The sequence below is a fragment of the Bradyrhizobium sp. KB893862 SZCCT0404 genome, from assembly GCF_018130885.1.
GTDB classification, from domain to species: Bacteria; Pseudomonadota; Alphaproteobacteria; order Rhizobiales; family Xanthobacteraceae; genus Bradyrhizobium; species Bradyrhizobium stylosanthis.
This window is the reverse complement of sequence record NZ_JAFCLT010000001.1, coordinates 911,235-927,873: the sequence shown is the minus strand read 5'-3', so window position 1 is coordinate 927,873 and position 16,639 is coordinate 911,235. Positions and strand designations below refer to the sequence as shown.

18 protein-coding genes are annotated in these 16,639 nt (G+C 65.2%); 4 read left to right on the top strand and 14 right to left on the bottom strand.

Going from position 1 to position 16,639, the window contains the following annotated elements; all coding sequences use genetic code 11:
* Positions 1-209: 209 nt before the first annotated feature.
* The 13 genes from JQ617_RS04685 to JQ617_RS04625 all read right to left on the bottom strand — a co-directional run bounded on the left by JQ617_RS04685 (position 210) and on the right by JQ617_RS04625 (position 11,734).
* Positions 210-2,324, bottom strand: a complete 2,115-nt coding sequence (locus JQ617_RS04685) for a sodium-translocating pyrophosphatase (RefSeq protein WP_063683088.1) — start codon at positions 2,322-2,324, stop codon at positions 210-212.
* 261 nt (positions 2,325-2,585) lie between these two features.
* Entirely contained in the window at positions 2,586-3,191 is a 606-nt protein-coding gene (locus JQ617_RS04680) for a hypothetical protein (protein ID WP_212024761.1), read from the bottom strand.
* 100 nt (positions 3,192-3,291) lie between these two features.
* Positions 3,292-4,284 (bottom strand): thiamine-phosphate kinase, encoded by a 993-nt coding sequence (gene thiL, locus JQ617_RS04675; protein WP_502754864.1) that lies wholly within the window; start codon positions 4,282-4,284, stop codon positions 3,292-3,294.
* Positions 4,285-4,458: 174 nt separating this feature from the next.
* Positions 4,459-4,953, bottom strand: coding sequence for a transcription antitermination factor NusB (nusB, locus tag JQ617_RS04670; protein WP_063683085.1), 495 nt, complete (start codon positions 4,951-4,953; stop codon positions 4,459-4,461).
* A 3-nt stretch (positions 4,954-4,956) separates the two neighbouring features.
* On the bottom strand, positions 4,957-5,448 hold the full coding sequence (ribH, locus tag JQ617_RS04665) for a 6,7-dimethyl-8-ribityllumazine synthase (protein ID WP_063683084.1): 492 nt from the start codon (positions 5,446-5,448) through the stop codon (positions 4,957-4,959).
* A gap of 180 nt (positions 5,449-5,628) precedes the next feature.
* Complete coding sequence (locus JQ617_RS04660) at positions 5,629-6,237, bottom strand: riboflavin synthase (protein ID WP_212024757.1); 609 nt, start codon at positions 6,235-6,237, stop codon at positions 5,629-5,631.
* A 1-nt stretch (position 6,238) separates the two neighbouring features.
* Positions 6,239-7,387, bottom strand: coding sequence for a bifunctional diaminohydroxyphosphoribosylaminopyrimidine deaminase/5-amino-6-(5-phosphoribosylamino)uracil reductase RibD (ribD, locus tag JQ617_RS04655; protein ID WP_212024755.1), 1,149 nt, complete (start codon positions 7,385-7,387; stop codon positions 6,239-6,241).
* Positions 7,384-7,866, bottom strand: coding sequence for a transcriptional regulator NrdR (gene nrdR, locus JQ617_RS04650; protein ID WP_063683081.1), 483 nt, complete (start codon positions 7,864-7,866; stop codon positions 7,384-7,386). The genes ribD and nrdR overlap by 4 nt, the downstream gene beginning before the upstream one ends.
* 15 nt (positions 7,867-7,881) lie before the next feature.
* Positions 7,882-9,180: a serine hydroxymethyltransferase gene (gene glyA, locus JQ617_RS04645; RefSeq protein WP_063683080.1), complete on the bottom strand. Its 1,299-nt coding sequence runs from the start codon at positions 9,178-9,180 to the stop codon at positions 7,882-7,884.
* Between the two features lie 257 nt (positions 9,181-9,437).
* The gene (locus tag JQ617_RS04640; RefSeq protein ID WP_063683079.1) at positions 9,438-9,659 is read right to left on the bottom strand and encodes a hypothetical protein; all 222 of its coding nucleotides are present in this window, start codon (positions 9,657-9,659) and stop codon (positions 9,438-9,440) included.
* Between the two features lie 37 nt (positions 9,660-9,696).
* On the bottom strand, positions 9,697-9,933 hold the full coding sequence (locus tag JQ617_RS04635) for a hypothetical protein (protein ID WP_212024753.1): 237 nt from the start codon (positions 9,931-9,933) through the stop codon (positions 9,697-9,699).
* 202 nt (positions 9,934-10,135) lie between these two features.
* On the bottom strand, positions 10,136-10,654 hold the full coding sequence (gene ldtR / locus JQ617_RS04630; RefSeq protein WP_212024751.1) for a transcriptional regulator LdtR: 519 nt from the start codon (positions 10,652-10,654) through the stop codon (positions 10,136-10,138).
* A 582-nt stretch (positions 10,655-11,236) separates the two neighbouring features.
* Positions 11,237-11,734, bottom strand: coding sequence for a DUF6163 family protein (locus JQ617_RS04625; RefSeq protein WP_212024749.1), 498 nt, complete (start codon positions 11,732-11,734; stop codon positions 11,237-11,239).
* A gap of 123 nt (positions 11,735-11,857) precedes the next feature.
* Here JQ617_RS04625 and hemB point away from each other — a divergent pair, with 123 nt between their 5' ends.
* From hemB to JQ617_RS04605, 4 genes are all read left to right on the top strand, one after another.
* Entirely contained in the window at positions 11,858-12,919 is a 1,062-nt protein-coding gene (hemB, locus tag JQ617_RS04620) for a porphobilinogen synthase (RefSeq protein ID WP_063683076.1), read from the top strand.
* A gap of 286 nt (positions 12,920-13,205) precedes the next feature.
* On the top strand, positions 13,206-13,745 hold the full coding sequence (locus JQ617_RS04615) for an RDD family protein (protein ID WP_249156629.1): 540 nt from the start codon (positions 13,206-13,208) through the stop codon (positions 13,743-13,745).
* A 134-nt stretch (positions 13,746-13,879) separates the two neighbouring features.
* Positions 13,880-14,656: an arginyltransferase gene (locus JQ617_RS04610; protein ID WP_063683074.1), complete on the top strand. Its 777-nt coding sequence runs from the start codon at positions 13,880-13,882 to the stop codon at positions 14,654-14,656.
* 153 nt (positions 14,657-14,809) lie between these two features.
* Entirely contained in the window at positions 14,810-15,178 is a 369-nt protein-coding gene (locus tag JQ617_RS04605; protein WP_212024745.1) for a hypothetical protein, read from the top strand.
* A gap of 21 nt (positions 15,179-15,199) precedes the next feature.
* Here the strand turns inward: JQ617_RS04605 and JQ617_RS04600 are convergent, their stop codons facing one another.
* On the bottom strand, positions 15,200-16,552 hold the full coding sequence (locus JQ617_RS04600; RefSeq protein WP_212024743.1) for an Nramp family divalent metal transporter: 1,353 nt from the start codon (positions 16,550-16,552) through the stop codon (positions 15,200-15,202).
* Between the last annotated feature and the right edge of the window lie 87 nt (positions 16,553-16,639).

The window sequence follows — 16,639 nt, the reverse complement described above, 5'->3', positions numbered from 1 at the left end:
TTAAGCAACCTTAAATGACACCCTCTCAGGTGTGTGCATCTCCCGGTCGCCGGACCCTTTTTCCATAGGCCCGCGCCGCCGCGCCCTGCTCGATCGCGAGCCGATGAGCCGGCTTGCTCCGATGCCCCCGGAAGGCGCTGGCCGCACGCAAAACAAGACCCCCGCGGCCTGCGCCGCGGGGGTCTTCATTCCAGACGATGCCGTGTGCCTCAGTGCGCCAGGATTGCCAGCAGCAGCAAGGCCACGATGTTGGTGATCTTGATCATCGGGTTCACCGCCGGGCCGGCCGTGTCCTTGTAGGGATCGCCGACGGTGTCGCCGGTCACCGCGGACTTGTGGGCATCAGAGCCCTTGCCGCCGAAGTGACCGTCCTCGATGTACTTCTTGGCGTTATCCCAGGCACCGCCGCCGGAGGTCATCGAGATCGCGACGAACAGGCCCGTCACGATCACGCCGAGCAGCATCGCGCCCACCGCCGAGAACGCCGCCGACTTGCCGGCCGCACCACCGCCCGCGATCGCGTAGATCAGGAAGTAGACGACGATCGGCGACAGCACCGGAAGCAGCGAGGGGATGATCATCTCCTTGATCGCCGCGCGGGTCAGCAGGTCGACCGCCTTGCCGTAGTCCGGCTTGTCGGTGCCCTGCATGATGCCCGGCTTCTCGCGGAACTGACGGCGGACCTCCTCCACGATCGCGCCGGCCGCACGGCCCACGGCCGTCATGCCCATCGCGCCGAACAGATAGGGCAGCAGGCCGCCGAACAGGAGGCCGACGACCACGTAGGGATTGTTCAGCGAGAAGTCCGGATTGACGCCCTGGAAGTAGGCATTCTTGTTGGCGATGAAGAACTTGAGGTCTTCATTGTAGGCCGCGAACAGCACGAGGGCGCCGAGACCGGCAGAGCCGATCGCGTAGCCCTTGGTCACCGCCTTGGTGGTGTTGCCGACCGCGTCGAGCGCATCGGTCGACTTGCGCACCTCCTTGGGCAGGCCCGCCATCTCGGCGATGCCGCCGGCGTTGTCCGTCACCGGGCCGAAGGCGTCGAGCGCGACGACCATGCCGGCCAGCGCCAGCATGGTGGCGGTCGCGATCGCGATGCCGAACAGGCCGGCGAGGCTGTAGGTGACCAGGATGCCGGCGATGATGACGATCGCGGGCAGCGCGGTCGCCTCCATCGAGACGGCGAGGCCCTGGATCACGTTGGTGCCGTGGCCGGTCACCGAAGCCTGGGCGATCGACTTCACCGGACGATAGTCGGTGCCGGTGTAGTATTCGGTGATCCAGATGATCAGCGCGGTAACGACCAGGCCGACCACGCCGCACTCGAACAGCGCCATGCCGGTGTAGGCGACGCCGTCGAGCTTGCCGAAGCCGATCAGGTAGTAGATCACGACGGCAATGCCGATCAGCGACAGGATGCCGGTTGCGATCAGACCCTTGTAGAGCGCACCCATGATCGACTGGCTCGGCCCGAGCTTGACGAAGAACGTGCCGATGATCGAGGTGATGATGCAGATGCCGCCAATGGCGAGCGGCAGCGTCATCATGTTGGCGAGGATCGGCGTCTTCGCGAAGAAGATCGCCGCGAGCACCATGGTGGCAACCGCGGTCACCGCATAGGTCTCGAACAGGTCGGCGGCCATGCCGGCGCAGTCGCCGACATTGTCGCCGACGTTGTCGGCGATGGTCGCGGGGTTGCGCGGATCGTCCTCGGGAATGCCGGCCTCGACCTTGCCGACGAGGTCACCGCCGACGTCCGCACCTTTGGTGAAGATGCCGCCGCCGAGACGGGCGAAGATCGAGATCAGCGAGGCGCCGAAGCCGAGCGCCACCAGGGCGTCGACCACGGTGCGGCTGTCGGGCGCGAGCTTCAGCGAGTGGACCAGGAAGCCGAAATAGAGGGTCACACCCAGTAGCGCCAGACCGGCCACCAGCAGGCCCGTGATGGCCCCCGCCTTGAAGGCGAGTTCGAGGCCGCCGGCGAGCGACGTCGTCGCAGCCTGGGCGGTGCGCACATTGGCGCGGACCGAAACGTTCATGCCGATGAAGCCTGCGGCGCCGGACAGGATGGCGCCGATGGCAAAACCGACCGCGACATAGAGCCCAAGGAAATAGGCAAGCAGAACGAAGATGACGATGCCGACGATACCGATCGTGGTGTACTGGCGCCGCAAGTAAGCCTGTGCGCCTTCACGCACGGCCCCCGCGATCTCCTGCATGCGCGGCGACCCCGCATCCGCGCTCAACACCGAAGACGTCGCCCAAATCGCGTAGACGACGGAAAGCACTCCGCAGAGCACTATCAACCATAATGCTGTCATGTGATTTTTTGCCTCAGATCCTTGATGTACCCCCGGCGCCTTTTGTTGTCCGTCGAGCGGTGCGGCGCCTTGATTTTGAACAAAGCCGCCCGAGGGCGGCCTTAGTCAGCCGCAAGCTTGCCAAAATCAAATTGAGGGTGCAACGCCGGATAGAGCCGAAAAGGCCGATCTCGGCAGGTATTTGGGCCTAAATCCCGAGCACCCGGCCGCCAGTGCACGCCGGCGACCTCCGAAGGTGGTCAAGCTTGTCGGCGGCCATGTCTAGGCCGCGGATCTCACGGGATGACGGGACGAGGACGCGATTTCGAAGGTCTGACCATCATCCGTCGTTCGCGTGGTCGAAACCTTGATCTCGTAGACACCGCCATTCGGACCGGGCTCGAGCCGAACTGCGATTTTCTGCTCGGGCGCAAGCGGGCCGAGCGCCACGTCCTGGTCAGGCAAAACCAGCGTCGCCAGCTCATTGACGAAAACGACGACGTACTGGCCTTTCGCCATGTTCTTCGTTGCCCATTGACGCAAGTGATCGTGGTAGGGCTGGCGGCTCCAGGCCGACGGCAGGCCCGGATCAACCTGGACTTGGATATTCCGGGTAATCGGATTGATGGTAACCACCATCTTCGCCTGATCCGGCTTCCATTGCGCCGGCATTGCTGCTTCCGTTCGCCAAAGGCAATTGAACGCCGCGCACTGGTCCGGCAGGTTGTCGTGGATCTTGCAGCCTCGACCGGGCTTGCATTGGCCGCACCACTTGCCTGCGGCCTTCTGGATTTCGGGAACGTTGTAGACCTTGCAGCACAAGCTGCAGCTTCCGCATTCCCGGCCGGGAACGGGCTGCAACTTGCTCTCGGTTGAAGCCGCCGTCATCCGAATCAAGTCCGTTAGTTGCGATTGCCGACATTACCCGGTTATCGTTGGAAAGCAGAGGGACTGGGCGCGGCAGCCGGCGGACGTTCGGTCGCAGGGTCTAGAAATGACTGTAGGAAAGCCTATTCAGGACAACCTCGCGGCCTTGCGCATCTGTCCATCGCGGCGCCTGCAGACCGGCGACGACGGTGCCGATCGCCGTGACGGGAACACCCGCCTGGTCGGCCCCTCGCGCAAAATCGTCGCAGTGGGCTTCCGGAACGGCGCACAGGATCTCGTAATCGTCTCCGCCGGACACAAGCTTTTCCAGGCCCACAGCGGAGACCGCGGCAGCGGCGGCCTGCGATAGCGGAACGCGGTGCACCTCGACCGAGGCACTGACGCCGGAGGCGGCACAGAGCTTGGCAAGATCGCCTGCGAGGCCATCGGAGACATCCATCGCTGCGCTGGCGTGAGCGAGCACCGCCGCCGCCAAAGCATTGCGCGGCCGGGGAACACGGTAGCGATCGAGCAGATGATCCTGCGCGATCCGATCCCCCTTCAGCACATCGGCCGTCGCACCGCCCGTGAGCACATCGAGGCCGAGCGCGGCATCGCCGATCGTCCCCGTGACAAAGACACGGTCGCCCGGCCTTGCACCGGTGCGGCCGACCATCCGCCCTTTCGGCACGCGCCCGAAGGCGGTGATCGAGATCATCTGCGGCCCCGGCGTCGACACCGTGTCGCCGCCGAGCAGCGGGCACGCGAAGGTTCTTACGTCCTCGCCCAGCGCGTCGGCAAATGGGCGGAGCCAGGAATCCTCCTTGCTGCGCAGCGCCAGCGTCAGCACGAAGCCGGCCGGCGTCGCCCCCTTGGCGGCGAGATCGGACAGGTTCACCCGCAGCGCCTTTCGCGCGATGGTGTCGGGCGGGTCGGTGGCAAGATAGTGCACGCCCTCCACGACGGCGTCGGTGGTGACGACGATGTCCTCGCCCGATGAGGCCAGGACCGCGGCATCGTCGACCAGCCCAAGCGCACCGGGATCGGTCGCCAGCGGCTTGAAATAGCGCGCGATGAGGGAGTCTTCGCCGGAGTGGTCTTGCGGGTCTGCCACTTGCCTAGCCCCATTCTCCACTGTCATCGCCCGGCTTGACCGGGCCATCCAGTATTCCAGAGACGGTCGTGTGAACTCGATGGGCCGCGGCGTACTGGATCACCCGCCTTCGCGGGCGATGACGACGGAGTATCGGGCAGCCATCTCGCATCAATTCACCGCCCTCGTCAGAGGCTACCCCCGCCCGAACTCGTCGCCGCGAAACTGGCGACCGATCTGGTCGAGCACCGCGTTGACCATGCCGGTCTCCTCGCGATCGACAAAGGCATTGGCGACGTCGACATATTCGGAGACGACGACGCGGCCCGGCACGTCCTTGCGGTGCTGGAGCTCATAGGCCCCGGCCCGCAGCACCGCGCGCAGGATCGCCTCGATCCGCTTCAGCGGCCAGCCCTTCGACAGCGCCTCGTCGATCAGGGGATCGAGCTTCTTCTGGTCGCGCACCACGCCCGAGACGACGTCGCGGAAGAACGCCGCTTCTGCCGGCAAATAGGTGTCGCCCTCGACCTCGTTGCCGAGCCAGTGGCTCTCGAACTCGGCAAAGATGTCGTTGATGCCGGCGCCGGCGATGTCCATCTGGTACAGCGCCTGGACGGCCGCGAGCCGCGCCGCACCACGGCGGTTCGCCTTCTTCTCGGGAGCGCCAGCCGGTTTTTTCGCGTCAGCCATGTCTCAAGCCCGCGCCAGGCGGCGTTTGATGCGCAGCATCGCAAGCGCCGCGCGCGCGGCATCGCCGCCCTTGTTGAGCTCGCTGGCACGCGCCCGCGCCCAGGCCTGGTCCTCGTTGTTGACGGTGAGGATGCCATTGCCGAGCGGCAGTTTTCGCGCAACTGCGAGGTCCATCAGCGCGCGCGAGGATTCCTGCGAGACGATCTCGAAATGGATGGTATCGCCGCGGATCACGCAGCCGAGCGCGATCACGGCGTCATAGGGCTTGCCGTTCGCCGCCGCGGCATCGACCGCGATGGCCACCGCCGCCGGGATCTCCAGCGCGCCCGGAACCGTGATCACGTCATGCGTCAGTCCGGCCGCCTTCAGCTCGGTGACCGCGCCGTCCAGCAGCGCGTCCTGGAGATCGTCGTAGAACCGTGCCTCGACGATCAGCGCGCGTGCGCCGGAGATGTCGGTCTGGTCCTTCAGGGGTGCGCGCCGCGCGTCTGCCATCGTCAAAATCCGTTCAGTCTGGGTTGGCCGCTATGTAGTCGCCGCAGGCCAGCAAGCCAAGTTCAAAGACACCGTCATTCCGGGGCGATGCGAAGCATCGAGCCCGGAATCTCGAGATTCTCAGGTGCGCAATTGCGCACCCCAGTTCGCTCCGCGCCCCGGAGTGACCGGCTCTGCCGGTCACTTCATTTCCGTCAGCCGCGCCGCGTAGCGGGCCATCAAATCGACCTCGATATTGACCTCGGCCCCCGCCTTCCAGCCGCCGATGGTCGTGACCGTCAGAGTGTGCGGGATGATCAGCACCGAAAAGGTCACGTCCGCAACCGTATTGACCGTCAGCGAGACGCCGTCGAGCGTGATCGAGCCCTTGGTGGCGATGAACCGCGCCAGCTCCCGCGTCGTGGAAAGCTCGAACCGCGCCATGTCGGGCAGGTCCTCGCGGCTGACGATGGTGGCGACGCCGTCGGCATGGCCGGCGACGATATGGCCACCGAGCTCGTCGCCGATCTTCAGCGCGCGCTCGAGGTTGAGCTTGGTGCCGAGCTTCCAGTGCTTCGCCGTCGTCAGCGCCAGCGTTTCAGCGGCAGCATCGACGTCATACCAGGTCTTGCCGCCGGCGACGCCGGACGCAACCACGGTCAGGCACACGCCGTTGCTGGCGATCGAGGCGCCATCGGCGATGGTGGTCTGATCGTAACTGCAGGCGATGCGCAGTCGGTGCAGCTGGCCCTGCGCGGTCGGCGTGAAGCCGACGATCTCGCCGATATCGGTGACAATGCCGGTGAACATGTTAGGCGCGCTCGTAGATGGTGAGAGTATCGTGATCGAATGTCTCGCTAGCATGAACCTTGTAGGCCTGCGACTGCGTGATTTTCGACAGGGGCAATGCATCGAGCGCATCGACGCCGCCTTCGCCCACCGCTTCCGCCCCGCGGAACAGCCAGATCTCGTCGACGAGATCGGCCGCGACGAACGAGGCCGCAACCCGGCTGCCGCCCTCGACCATCAGCCGCGAGATGCCCTTCCCGGCCAGCGCATGCAGCACGGCCGGAAGGTCGAGCCCGGACGCGCCGCCCGGCGGCACACGAATGATCTGAGCCCCGGCGGCGCCCAGGCGGGTCGCGGCGGCGGCTTCCGCAAGCTCGGACGCGATCACCCAGAGCGGTGTCTCGCGTGCGGAGCGCACGAGCTGGCTCGATGCGGGAATGCGCAGGCTCTGGTCCAGCACCACGCGTACCGGCGAACGGGCCGCCATGCCCGGCAGGCGGCAATTGAGCTGCGGATCGTCCGCCAGCACCGTACCGATGCCGACCAGGATGGCGTCGCTCTGCGCGCGCAGCAGATGCACGCGATCACGCACGCCCTCGCCGGTGATCGCAAGCGGCTTGCCGCCGGCCGCGCCGATCTTGCCGTCGGGCGAGACCGCGAGCTTCAGCATCACGTGCGGACGCTGGTCCCGGATGCGGCGGAAATGGCCGGCATGGTCGAAGGCGGCCTCGGCCGCGCACAGACCCACATCCACCGTGATACCGGCGGCACGCAGGCGCGCATGGCCCTGGCCGGCAACTTCCGGATTGGGATCCTCGATCGCCGCGACCACCCGCTTGATGCCGGCCGCGATCACCGCATCCGCGCAGGGCGGCGACTTGCCGAAATGCGAGCACGGCTCCAGCGTGACGTAGAGCGTGGCGCCGCGCGCGGCCTCGCCTGCCCGGCGCAGCGCCTCGGGCTCGCCATGCGGCCGTCCGCCCGGTTGCGTCCAGCCCCGGCCGACGATGATCCCGTCCTTGACGATGACGGCGCCCACGGCCGGATTGGGCCAGGTGCGTCCCTGCCCGCGCCTGCCCAGTGCCAGTGCCAGCTCCATGAAGCGGCGGTCCGCGTCCCTGGCCTCGCGGGCCTTCTGCGCGAACTGATCTTCCAGGATGCGGAAGATCATTTGCGGATCGCGGCGAGCCGCGCTTCCTCCTCACCGGAGAGCTCGCCGAGTACCTCGGCGAAATCCTTGGCCTCGCGGAAATTGCGGTAGACGGAGGCGAAGCGCACATAGGCGACGTCGTCGAGCGTGCGCAGATGCTCCATCACGGTCTCGCCGATCACTTCCGACGAGATCTCGGCCTCGCCGCCGGTCTCGAGCTCGCGCACGATGGTGGAGACCATCTTCTCGACCCGCTCCGGCTCGACCGGCCGCTTGCGCAAGGAGATCGACACCGAGCGCATCAGCTTGTCGCGGTCGAACGGCACGCGGCGGCCGTTGCGCTTGATCACGGTGAGCTCGCGCAGCTGCACGCGCTCGAAGGTGGTGAAACGGAATTCGCAGGCGACGCATACGCGCCGCCTGCGGATCACGGACGAGTCCTCGGTCGGACGCGAGTCCTTAACCTGCGTATCGAGACTGTTGCAGTTCGGGCATCGCATCCGTTTGGCCTGACCTTACTGGTAGATCGGGAACCGGTCGGTGAGCGCCTTGACCCGTTCCTTGATCGCGGCCTCGACCAGCGGCGCCTTGCCGTCGTCGGACTGCGCGATCGCGTTGAGGACCTCGGCGATCATGCCGCCGACCTGCTGGAATTCGGCGACGCCGAAGCCGCGGGTCGTCGCCGCCGGGGTGCCGAGACGCAGGCCCGAGGTGACGAACGGCTTTTCGGGGTCGAACGGAATGCCGTTCTTGTTGCAGGTGATGGCGGCGCGGACCAGCGCCTTCTCGGAGACGTTGCCCTTCAGGCCCTTCGGCCTGAGGTCAACCAGCATGAGATGGTTATCGGTGCCACCCGAGACAATATCGAAGCCGTGGCTCTTCATCGCCTCGGCCAGCGCCTTGGCGTTCTCGACGACGTTCTTCGCATAGACCTTGAAGTCCGGACGCAGCGCCTCGCCGAAGGCCACCGCCTTCGCCGCGATCACGTGCATCAGCGGGCCGCCCTGCAGGCCCGGGAAGATCGCCGAGTTGAGCTTCTTGGCGAGCACTTCGTCGTTGGAGAGGATCAGACCACCGCGCGGACCGCGCAGCGACTTGTGCGTGGTGGTGGTGGTGACGTGGGCGTACGGCACCGGCGAGGCATGCACGCCGCCGGCGACGAGGCCCGCGAAGTGCGCCATGTCGACCAGCAGATACGCGCCGACCGAGTCAGCGATCTCGCGGAAACGCTTGAAGTCCCAGGCGCGCGAATAGGCCGAGCCGCCGGCCACGATCAGCTTCGGCTTGACCTCTTCCGCCTGCTTGGCGACCGCATCCATGTCGATGATCTGGTCCTCGCGGCGCACGGTGTAGTGCGAAGCCTTGAACCATTTGCCGCTCATGTTGACGGGCGAGCCATGGGTGAGATGGCCGCCGGCCGCGAGATCGAGACCCATGAAGGTATCGCCCGGCTGCAGCAGCGCCAGGAACACCGCCTGGTTCATCTGGCTGCCGGAGTTCGGCTGCACGTTGGCGAAGTTGGCGCCGAACAGCTTCTTGGCGCGATCGATCGCGAGGTTCTCGGCGACGTCGACCCACTCACAACCGCCGTAGTAACGCGCGCCCGGATAACCCTCTGCGTATTTGTTGGTCATGACCGAACCCTGCGCTTCCAGCACGGCCCGGCTGACGATGTTCTCGGAGGCGATCAGCTCGACTTCATGGCGCTGCCGGCCGAGCTCGCCCTTGATGGCGGCGGCGATTTCCGGGTCGGCCTGCTCGAGCGAGGCGGTGAAAAACGAATCGGGCGCAGAGGCGGTTTTGGCGAGGGTCATCTTGCGAATATCTCCACCGCCGCGGCCTTTTGGCAGGCTACGGGCGGGTCTGGTGTGGCGATCGGAAGCACGCGCGATCTACCACATCGCCCGCCCCCGGCCAAGCATTTGCGGGTCGGGCCTGATATTTATGCAAGATATGGTGGGGATTGAAGGATTTCGACGTCAGGACGGCTCTGCGGAACCGCCCTTGTCCGATTATCCCTAAAGGGTCCGCTTTGGACCTTTACGCCCCGGCCGGGCCGGCCGGATCTTACCTACAGCCCGGTATAGCCCGCCTTCACCGGGTCCACGCTGCCGTCGAGCTGGCGCAGATAGGTCAGGCCGCAGACCGTCAACCTGTGGGTGTCCTTTTCGCCGGCTTCCATCAGGGTGTTGAGGTAATTCGTCACCTTTTCCCGCGCCTCCTCGCTGGCCGCCGCCGTGCGATTGGCGAGCAGGTCATAGGTCTGCATGATGCGGTCGATGGCAGCTTCCATGGCACCCTCTGGTTCTCTCGGATTTTGGGAGTTTTGATCAGGCAACCGCACGGGCCCCGGTCTCGGCTTCGAACCGTGCGATGGCCTTGTTGGCCAGCCTGATCTTGTTGAATTCGCCCTGGTGGAGCAGCTTGACGATGATGCCGAGCAAATGCTCGTCCGTGACGAGCGTGTCGGCGATCGCGCCGGAGCGTCGCAGATAGTTCGCGGCGATGGCGTAGGCCTCGCTCACGAGCTCCACGTTCATCACCCCCAAGCCGCGCTCGACCAGCATCGTAACCTCCGTCCGGGAGGGATAAGCACTGAGAGAGGAACTTGTTCCCTGCGCGCGGTGATTTTTTCGCAGGCGCAAAAAAAAGCAAAACGCACCGGTCCGGGGGCAACTCCGGGCCGGCGCGCTTGGGGAAGTTAGGCACGTTCGGGAGGCTTGCCGGTCTTGTTGTCGGGGCCGGCTTGGCCTTGATCCCTCGGAAAGCTCAGAGGCGATACAGGATCTGGTCGGTCCAGAACCGCTCGAGACGGTGCAGCGACTTGTTGAGCGTCGAGAACTCCTCGCCCGAGATGCCACCGACCTGCTCGACCGTCTTGACGTGCTTCTGATAGAGCGCGTCGACGATGCGGCGGACTTCCTGGCCCTGCGGGGTCAGGCGGATGCGCACCGAGCGGCGATCAACGCGCGAGCGCTGATGATCGAGGAAGCCGAGCTCGACGAGCTTCTTCAGATTGTAGGAAACGTTGGAGCCGAGATAGTAACCGCGCGTGCGCAGCTCGCCCGCGGTCAGCTCCTTGTCGCCGATGTTGTAGAGCAGGAGCGCCTGGACCGAGTTGATGTCCGCACGGCCGCGGCGATCGAATTCATCCTTGATCACGTCGAGGAGCCGGCGATGCAGCCGCTCCACCAGAGTCAAAGCTTCCAGATAGAGCGTCTGCACCGAACCCTGCTGGCCCGAGACGCGCTCTGCGGTATCTGCCGCAGTTGCGACGGCTTTCATCATGACACTTCCCCTGTTGTCGTTTTTATCGACACTTATTCGACGAAACTTGTGTCCCGTCTGATAGGTGCAACTTAAGGGGCTCGTTTGAAGATCGGCTTAAATAAGAGAATAAAGAGATCATGAATTTAAGACAGTGAATTGCGGATTAAGCCTGTGCCACAAGGACTTTTCGCAACCGTCTGTTGACCTTCGCAAGGTCCTGTTCACCCTCCGTCCGCCCATTCTGTCGCATTCCAGAACAGCCCCGCCCCGTTTCGAAACGCACCCGTAACGGCTGTGGCGGAACGGACTGGTCAATGAAAACTTACCTCAAATTTGAGGCAACCAGCGGTCAACCAATCGCGCACAACTCCGCTCTCGTGTCCCGGACAAGCGAAGCGCAGATCCGGGAGACGAGGTGTTTCAAAGCGAGATTGCGGACGGATGGGCCCGGGCTCTGCAGCGCACCGCTGAAGTAGCGCTGCGCTGCGTCCGGGGCACGAGAGACCGTAGGATGGGTAGAGCGAAGCGAAACCCATCACCACACGCAGTCGCATCGATGGGTTTCGCTTCGCTCTACCCATCCTACAAGACGCGCGATCGCTACGGCGGCCGCTCGCGCGCGGCCATCCAGGCGAGCGCGAGATAAGCGGCGAGCATGAAGACCTCGACGCCGACCACGACGAGGCTGCCGCCGTAGATGCCCGGGAACATCAGCTCGATGACCGCCATCGACACCACGGTCGTGAGCCACACCACTGCGCCCCAGGGCGTGGCAAGCCACAGACCGACGGCGGCGACGAGCTCGATCACGGCGAAGTAGACGGTCGCGGCCTGCCAGGCCATCGACTGGTTCTCGAACGCCTCGTCCTCGCCGCCGACGAAGCCGGTCACCTGCGCCCAATGATAGAGGCCCTTGAGGATCGAGAGCAGCGCCATCACCCGCAGGAACAGCACGAGCCGCCGCGTCCAGACATTGTCGTCGGACTCAGGCCGCTCCGACGAGATCGCCGCCACCGACAGCGCGCTTTCTCTGGCACTGTCTCGGGCAGCGTCCCTGGCACTGTCGCGGGCCGCATCGCGGGTGGATATCTCGGACATGGCTCCCTTCTGGCTGCTTCGGCCAGCAAAATCAATCGGCTGCCATCCCTTGCGGCAGGTCAAGCCGCGGTGACGGGAACCATGCGAGCTGGTATAAGAATAATTCCAGCCGGAGGAAGAGTAATGGCGATCAAATACGGGCGTCCGATCGAATTGCGCGAGGTCTCGCGCCGGGAGGGCACGGCCGTGCCCCATGCCCTCGATCTGACCGTCCGCCCGCGCCGCAACCGCAAGGCCGAATGGGCCCGGCGCATGGTGCGCGAGAACGTCCTCACCACCGACGATCTGATCTGGCCGCTGTTCCTGATCGACGGCAACAACAAGCGCGAGCAGGTTACTTCGATGCCGGGCGTCGAGCGCCTCAGCGTCGATCAGGCCGTGCGCGAGGCCGAGCGCGCCATGAAGCTCACCATCCCCTGCCTCGCGCTGTTTCCCTACACCGATCCCTCCTTGCGCGACGAGGAAGGTTCGGAAGCCACCAATCCGGACAATCTGGTCTGTCAGGCGGTGCGCGCGATCAAGAAGGAGTTTCCGGAGATCGGCATCCTCTGCGACGTCGCGCTCGATCCCTTCACCAGCCACGGCCATGACGGCCTGATCTCCGACGGCAAGATCCTCAACGACGAGACGGTCGCGGTGCTGGTGCGCCAGGCGCTGGTGCAGGCCGAGGCCGGCTGCGACATCATCGCGCCCTCCGACATGATGGACGGCCGCGTCGCCGCGATCCGCGAGGGGCTGGACCGCTCAGGCCTGCTCGACGTGCAGATCATGGCCTATGCGGCCAAATACGCCTCCGCCTTCTACGGCCCGTTCCGCGATGCCATCGGCTCGGCCAAGACGCTCACCGGCGACAAGCGCACCTATCAGATGGACAGCGCCAACACCGACGAAGCGCTGCGCGAGGTCGAGCTCGATATCGCCGAGGGCGCCGACATGGTGATGGTGAAGCCCGGCATGCCCTATCTCGACGTGGTCCGCCGCGTGAAGGACACCTTTGCAATGCCAACCTTCGCCTACCAGGTCTCCGGCGAATACGCGATGATCGCTGCGGCTGCGAACAACGGCTGGCTCGACGGCGAGCGCGCGATGATGGAAAGCCTGCTCGCCTTCAAGCGCGCCGGCGCCGACGGCGTGCTGAGCTATTTCGCACCGAAGGTCGCGGAGAAGCTGCGCAGCCAGGGGTAAAATCCCTCCGTCGTCCCCGGCCTAGTTTTTGTGGCGCCGGCAGAGCCGTAGGGTGGGCAACGCGCAAGCGTGCCCACCACTTCCTGTCATTCCGGGGCGATGCGATAGCATCGAACCCGGAATCTCGAGATTCCGGGTTCGGTCCTGCGGGCCGCCCCGGAATGACGTTGGTGCGAGAACGCCCCCGAATCGCCGGATTATTTCGGCTTGCTACCCCGGCGCGCCCTTGGCGCGGGCATGGCGTGTTCCCATGTCCTGCGACGGGGCTTCGCTGGGAGAACGGACGATGTCGGACTCGGGTAATTCAGGCATTTGGCGCAACGACGGCGCGGTGCAGCCGCACGCCTACGATCCGTATCTGCATCCGGAACTGTTCCGCGGCGTGGCGACGCGCCGGGTGTTCGCCTTCCTGATCGACATGATCGTGATCTCCGTTCCGGTCATCCTCGGCTACCTCTTCATCGCACTGTTCGGCGTGGTTACGCTCGGCCTCGGCTGGGCACTGTTCTGGCTGGCCTGGCCGGCGTCCGTGATCTGGGCCATCGTCTATTACGGCGCCTGCATCGGCGGCCCCTCCTCCGCGACGATCGGCATGCGTGTGATGGACCTGGAACTGCGCACCTGGTACGGCGCGCCCGGCTACTTCGTGCTTGGCGCCACCCATGCCGTGCTGTTCTGGGTGACGGTGTCGTTCCTGTCGCCCTTCGTCGTGCTGGTCGGCCTGTTCAACGGTCGCCGGCGCCTGCTGCACGATTTCGTGCTGGGAACGGTCGTGATCAACAATTCCGTCCGTGCACACGTGCCGCAGGCGGCAAGGCCTTATTGAGCGGGGCCGTACTGATCAAGAGCCTGTCAACCAAAACCGGCTAAGCTGGCTGGTCTGACCTGCCGAGTAGACCAATTGACCGAGGGCTTTCGTAGCGCGATGCTGATATTCACTTCGGAGGCCCACGACGTCCCTTGACCCAGCACTCGCGCGACACCCCCCAATTTTACCTCACGGCGCCCTCGCCCTGCCCGTATCTGCCGGGCCGGCATGAGCGCAAGGTGTTCACGCACCTCGTGGGGGAACGCGCCGGCGACCTCAACGACCTCCTGACCCATGGCGGTTTCCGCCGCAGCCAGTCGATCGCCTACCGGCCCGCCTGCGACCAGTGCCGCGCCTGCGTCTCGGTCCGGGTCGTCGCCAACGAGTTCCGCCCTTCGCGCAACTTCCGCAAAGTGATGGCGCGCAACGCCGACATCATCGGCGAGCAGCGCAGCGCGGTGCCGACCTCCGAGCAATATTCGGTGTTCCGCGCCTATCTCGACGCCCGCCACCGCCACGGCGGCATGGCCGACATGACCGTGCTCGACTACGCCATGATGGTCGAGGACTCTCATGTCGAGACCCGCATCATCGAGTACCGCAAGCGTGGCCCCGACAGCGGCATCACCGGCCGCGGCGAGGAACTGATCGCGGTCGCCCTCACAGACGTCCTCAGCGACGGCCTGTCGATGGTCTACTCGTTCTTCGAGCCGAGCCAGGTCAGCCGCTCGATGGGCACCTTCATGATCCTCGACCACATCGCCCGCGCGCGACGTCAAGGCCTGCCTTACGTCTATCTCGGCTACTGGATCGAAGGCTCCAAGAAGATGGACTACAAGGCCCGCTTCCTGCCGCAGCAGCGCCTCGCGCCCTCAGGCTGGCTGCGCATCGATGCGCAGGGCGATGCGACGTCCGAGCCGCAGGACTGAGACACCGTGGTTCAATGTCGCGCGGCAAGCAGAGGCATGCGCCCGCCGTCGGCTGCGTCTTTCTTCATCGCGCTCGCGTTGATCATCTCGTCGAGCATCGACGCTCACGCCTGCGACGCCGGTCGCAAAGAGTATTTTGGCCGGTGCATCGCGGTGACGTCTCCATCCCCGAAGCTTCGCAAGTTCATCAAGGACTATGGCGAGCCGGTCGGCAAGGTTGGCGACATCGCCGATCTCTTTGCGCCGGACGTCCCCTTGTTCGACAAGCCCGAGCCCGGCCGCAAGATCATCCATACATGGCGACAGCCGAACATCGACATCGAATCCGAGGCCCGGATCGACGGCGTGCTTCCCGATTTCTATGCCGTGACGGTGACGGTGTACGAAGGCCCGACGTCATGCGGGATCGACGAGTACAAGCAGAAGGGCCCGAAGGCGACCTTGCGGGGCTACGTGCCGAAATCGAGCCCGCAAGGGCTGCCGTCACTCCTAAAGTTCAAGCACATGAGCGGGCTCTGCTAGCAGCCACGCGCGCAAGCGGCCTTAGCCGAACAGCGTATCGGCCAGCAGCTTCAGATTCAAAATCACGATCACGCCCGCGACGATCCAGGCGATCGCGGCAACGGAGGTCGGGATCGCGAACTGGCCCATCTTGCGGCGGTCGGAGACGAAGCGGACCAGCGGGATGACGGCGAAGGGCAGCTGCATCGACAGCACGACCTGGCTGAACACCAAGAGATCCGCCGTGCCGCGCTCGCCATAGATCGCGGCGACGACGATCACCGGAACGATGGCGATGCCGCGCGTGAGCAGGCGGCGCGCCCAGCTCGGCAGGCGCAGGTCGAGAAAGCCCTCCATCACGATCTGGCCGGCGAGCGTCGCTGTGACGGTCGAGTTGAGGCCCGAGGCGAGCAGCGCGACGGCGAACAGCGTCGAGGCGATGCCGAGTCCAAGCAGCGGCGACAACAGCTCGAAGGCCTGCCCGATCTCGGCCACATCCGAATGGCCACTCTTGTGGAAGGTCGCGGCAGCAACGACGAGGATCGCGGCGTTGATGAACAGCGCCAGCATCAGGGCGATGGTGGAGTCCGTCGTCGCCCATTTGATCGCCTCGCGGCGACCGGTGTCGTTGCGCTCATAAGCGCGCGTCTGCACGATCGAGGAGTGCAGATAGAGGTTATGCGGCATCACGGTGGCACCGATGATGCCGATCGCGATGTAGAGCATCTCGGAATTGGTGAAGATCTCGGTCTTCGGCATGAAGCCGCGCAGCACCTCGGCAACCGGCGGCGCGGCCGCCACGATCTGGACCGCGAAACACACTGCGATCACGGCGAGCAGCGCCATGACGAAGGCTTCGAGGAAGCGGAAGCCGCGGTTCATCAGGAGCAACAACAGGAAGGCGTCGAGGGCTGCGAGCAGCGCGCCGCCGATCAGGGGGATGCCGAACAGCAGCTTCAACGCGATCGCGGTGCCGATCACCTCGGCGAGATCGCAGGCGATGATCGCCGCCTCGCAGGCGAGCCAGAGCAGGAAGTTCACCGCCGGCGAATAGGTGGCGCGGCAGGCCTGCGCGAGGTCGCGGTCGGTGACGATGCCGAGCCGCGCCGCCAGCGACTGCAGCAGGATCGCCATCAGGTTCGAGAGCAGGATGACGGAGAGCAGCGTGTAGCCGAACTTCGAGCCGCCGGCGAGGTCGGTCGCCCAGTTGCCGGGGTCCATGTAGCCGACCGAGACGAGGTAGCCGGGACCGACGAAGGCGAGCAGCCGCCGCCACCACTGGGCGGCCGCCGGAATGGCGACCGTGCCGTTCACCTCGGCGAGGCTTTTGGTGGTTGGCGCGTCAGCGCGCCAGCCGGCGGCATCGGGGGTGAGGTCGGGCGAGCGTGCATCCATACGGTCAGAATACCGAAGTCGAGGCTTATTGCAACTCATTTGCAACTGCATCTAGCCGCATCGGTTCCCCCATCGGGCGCGTTTTGC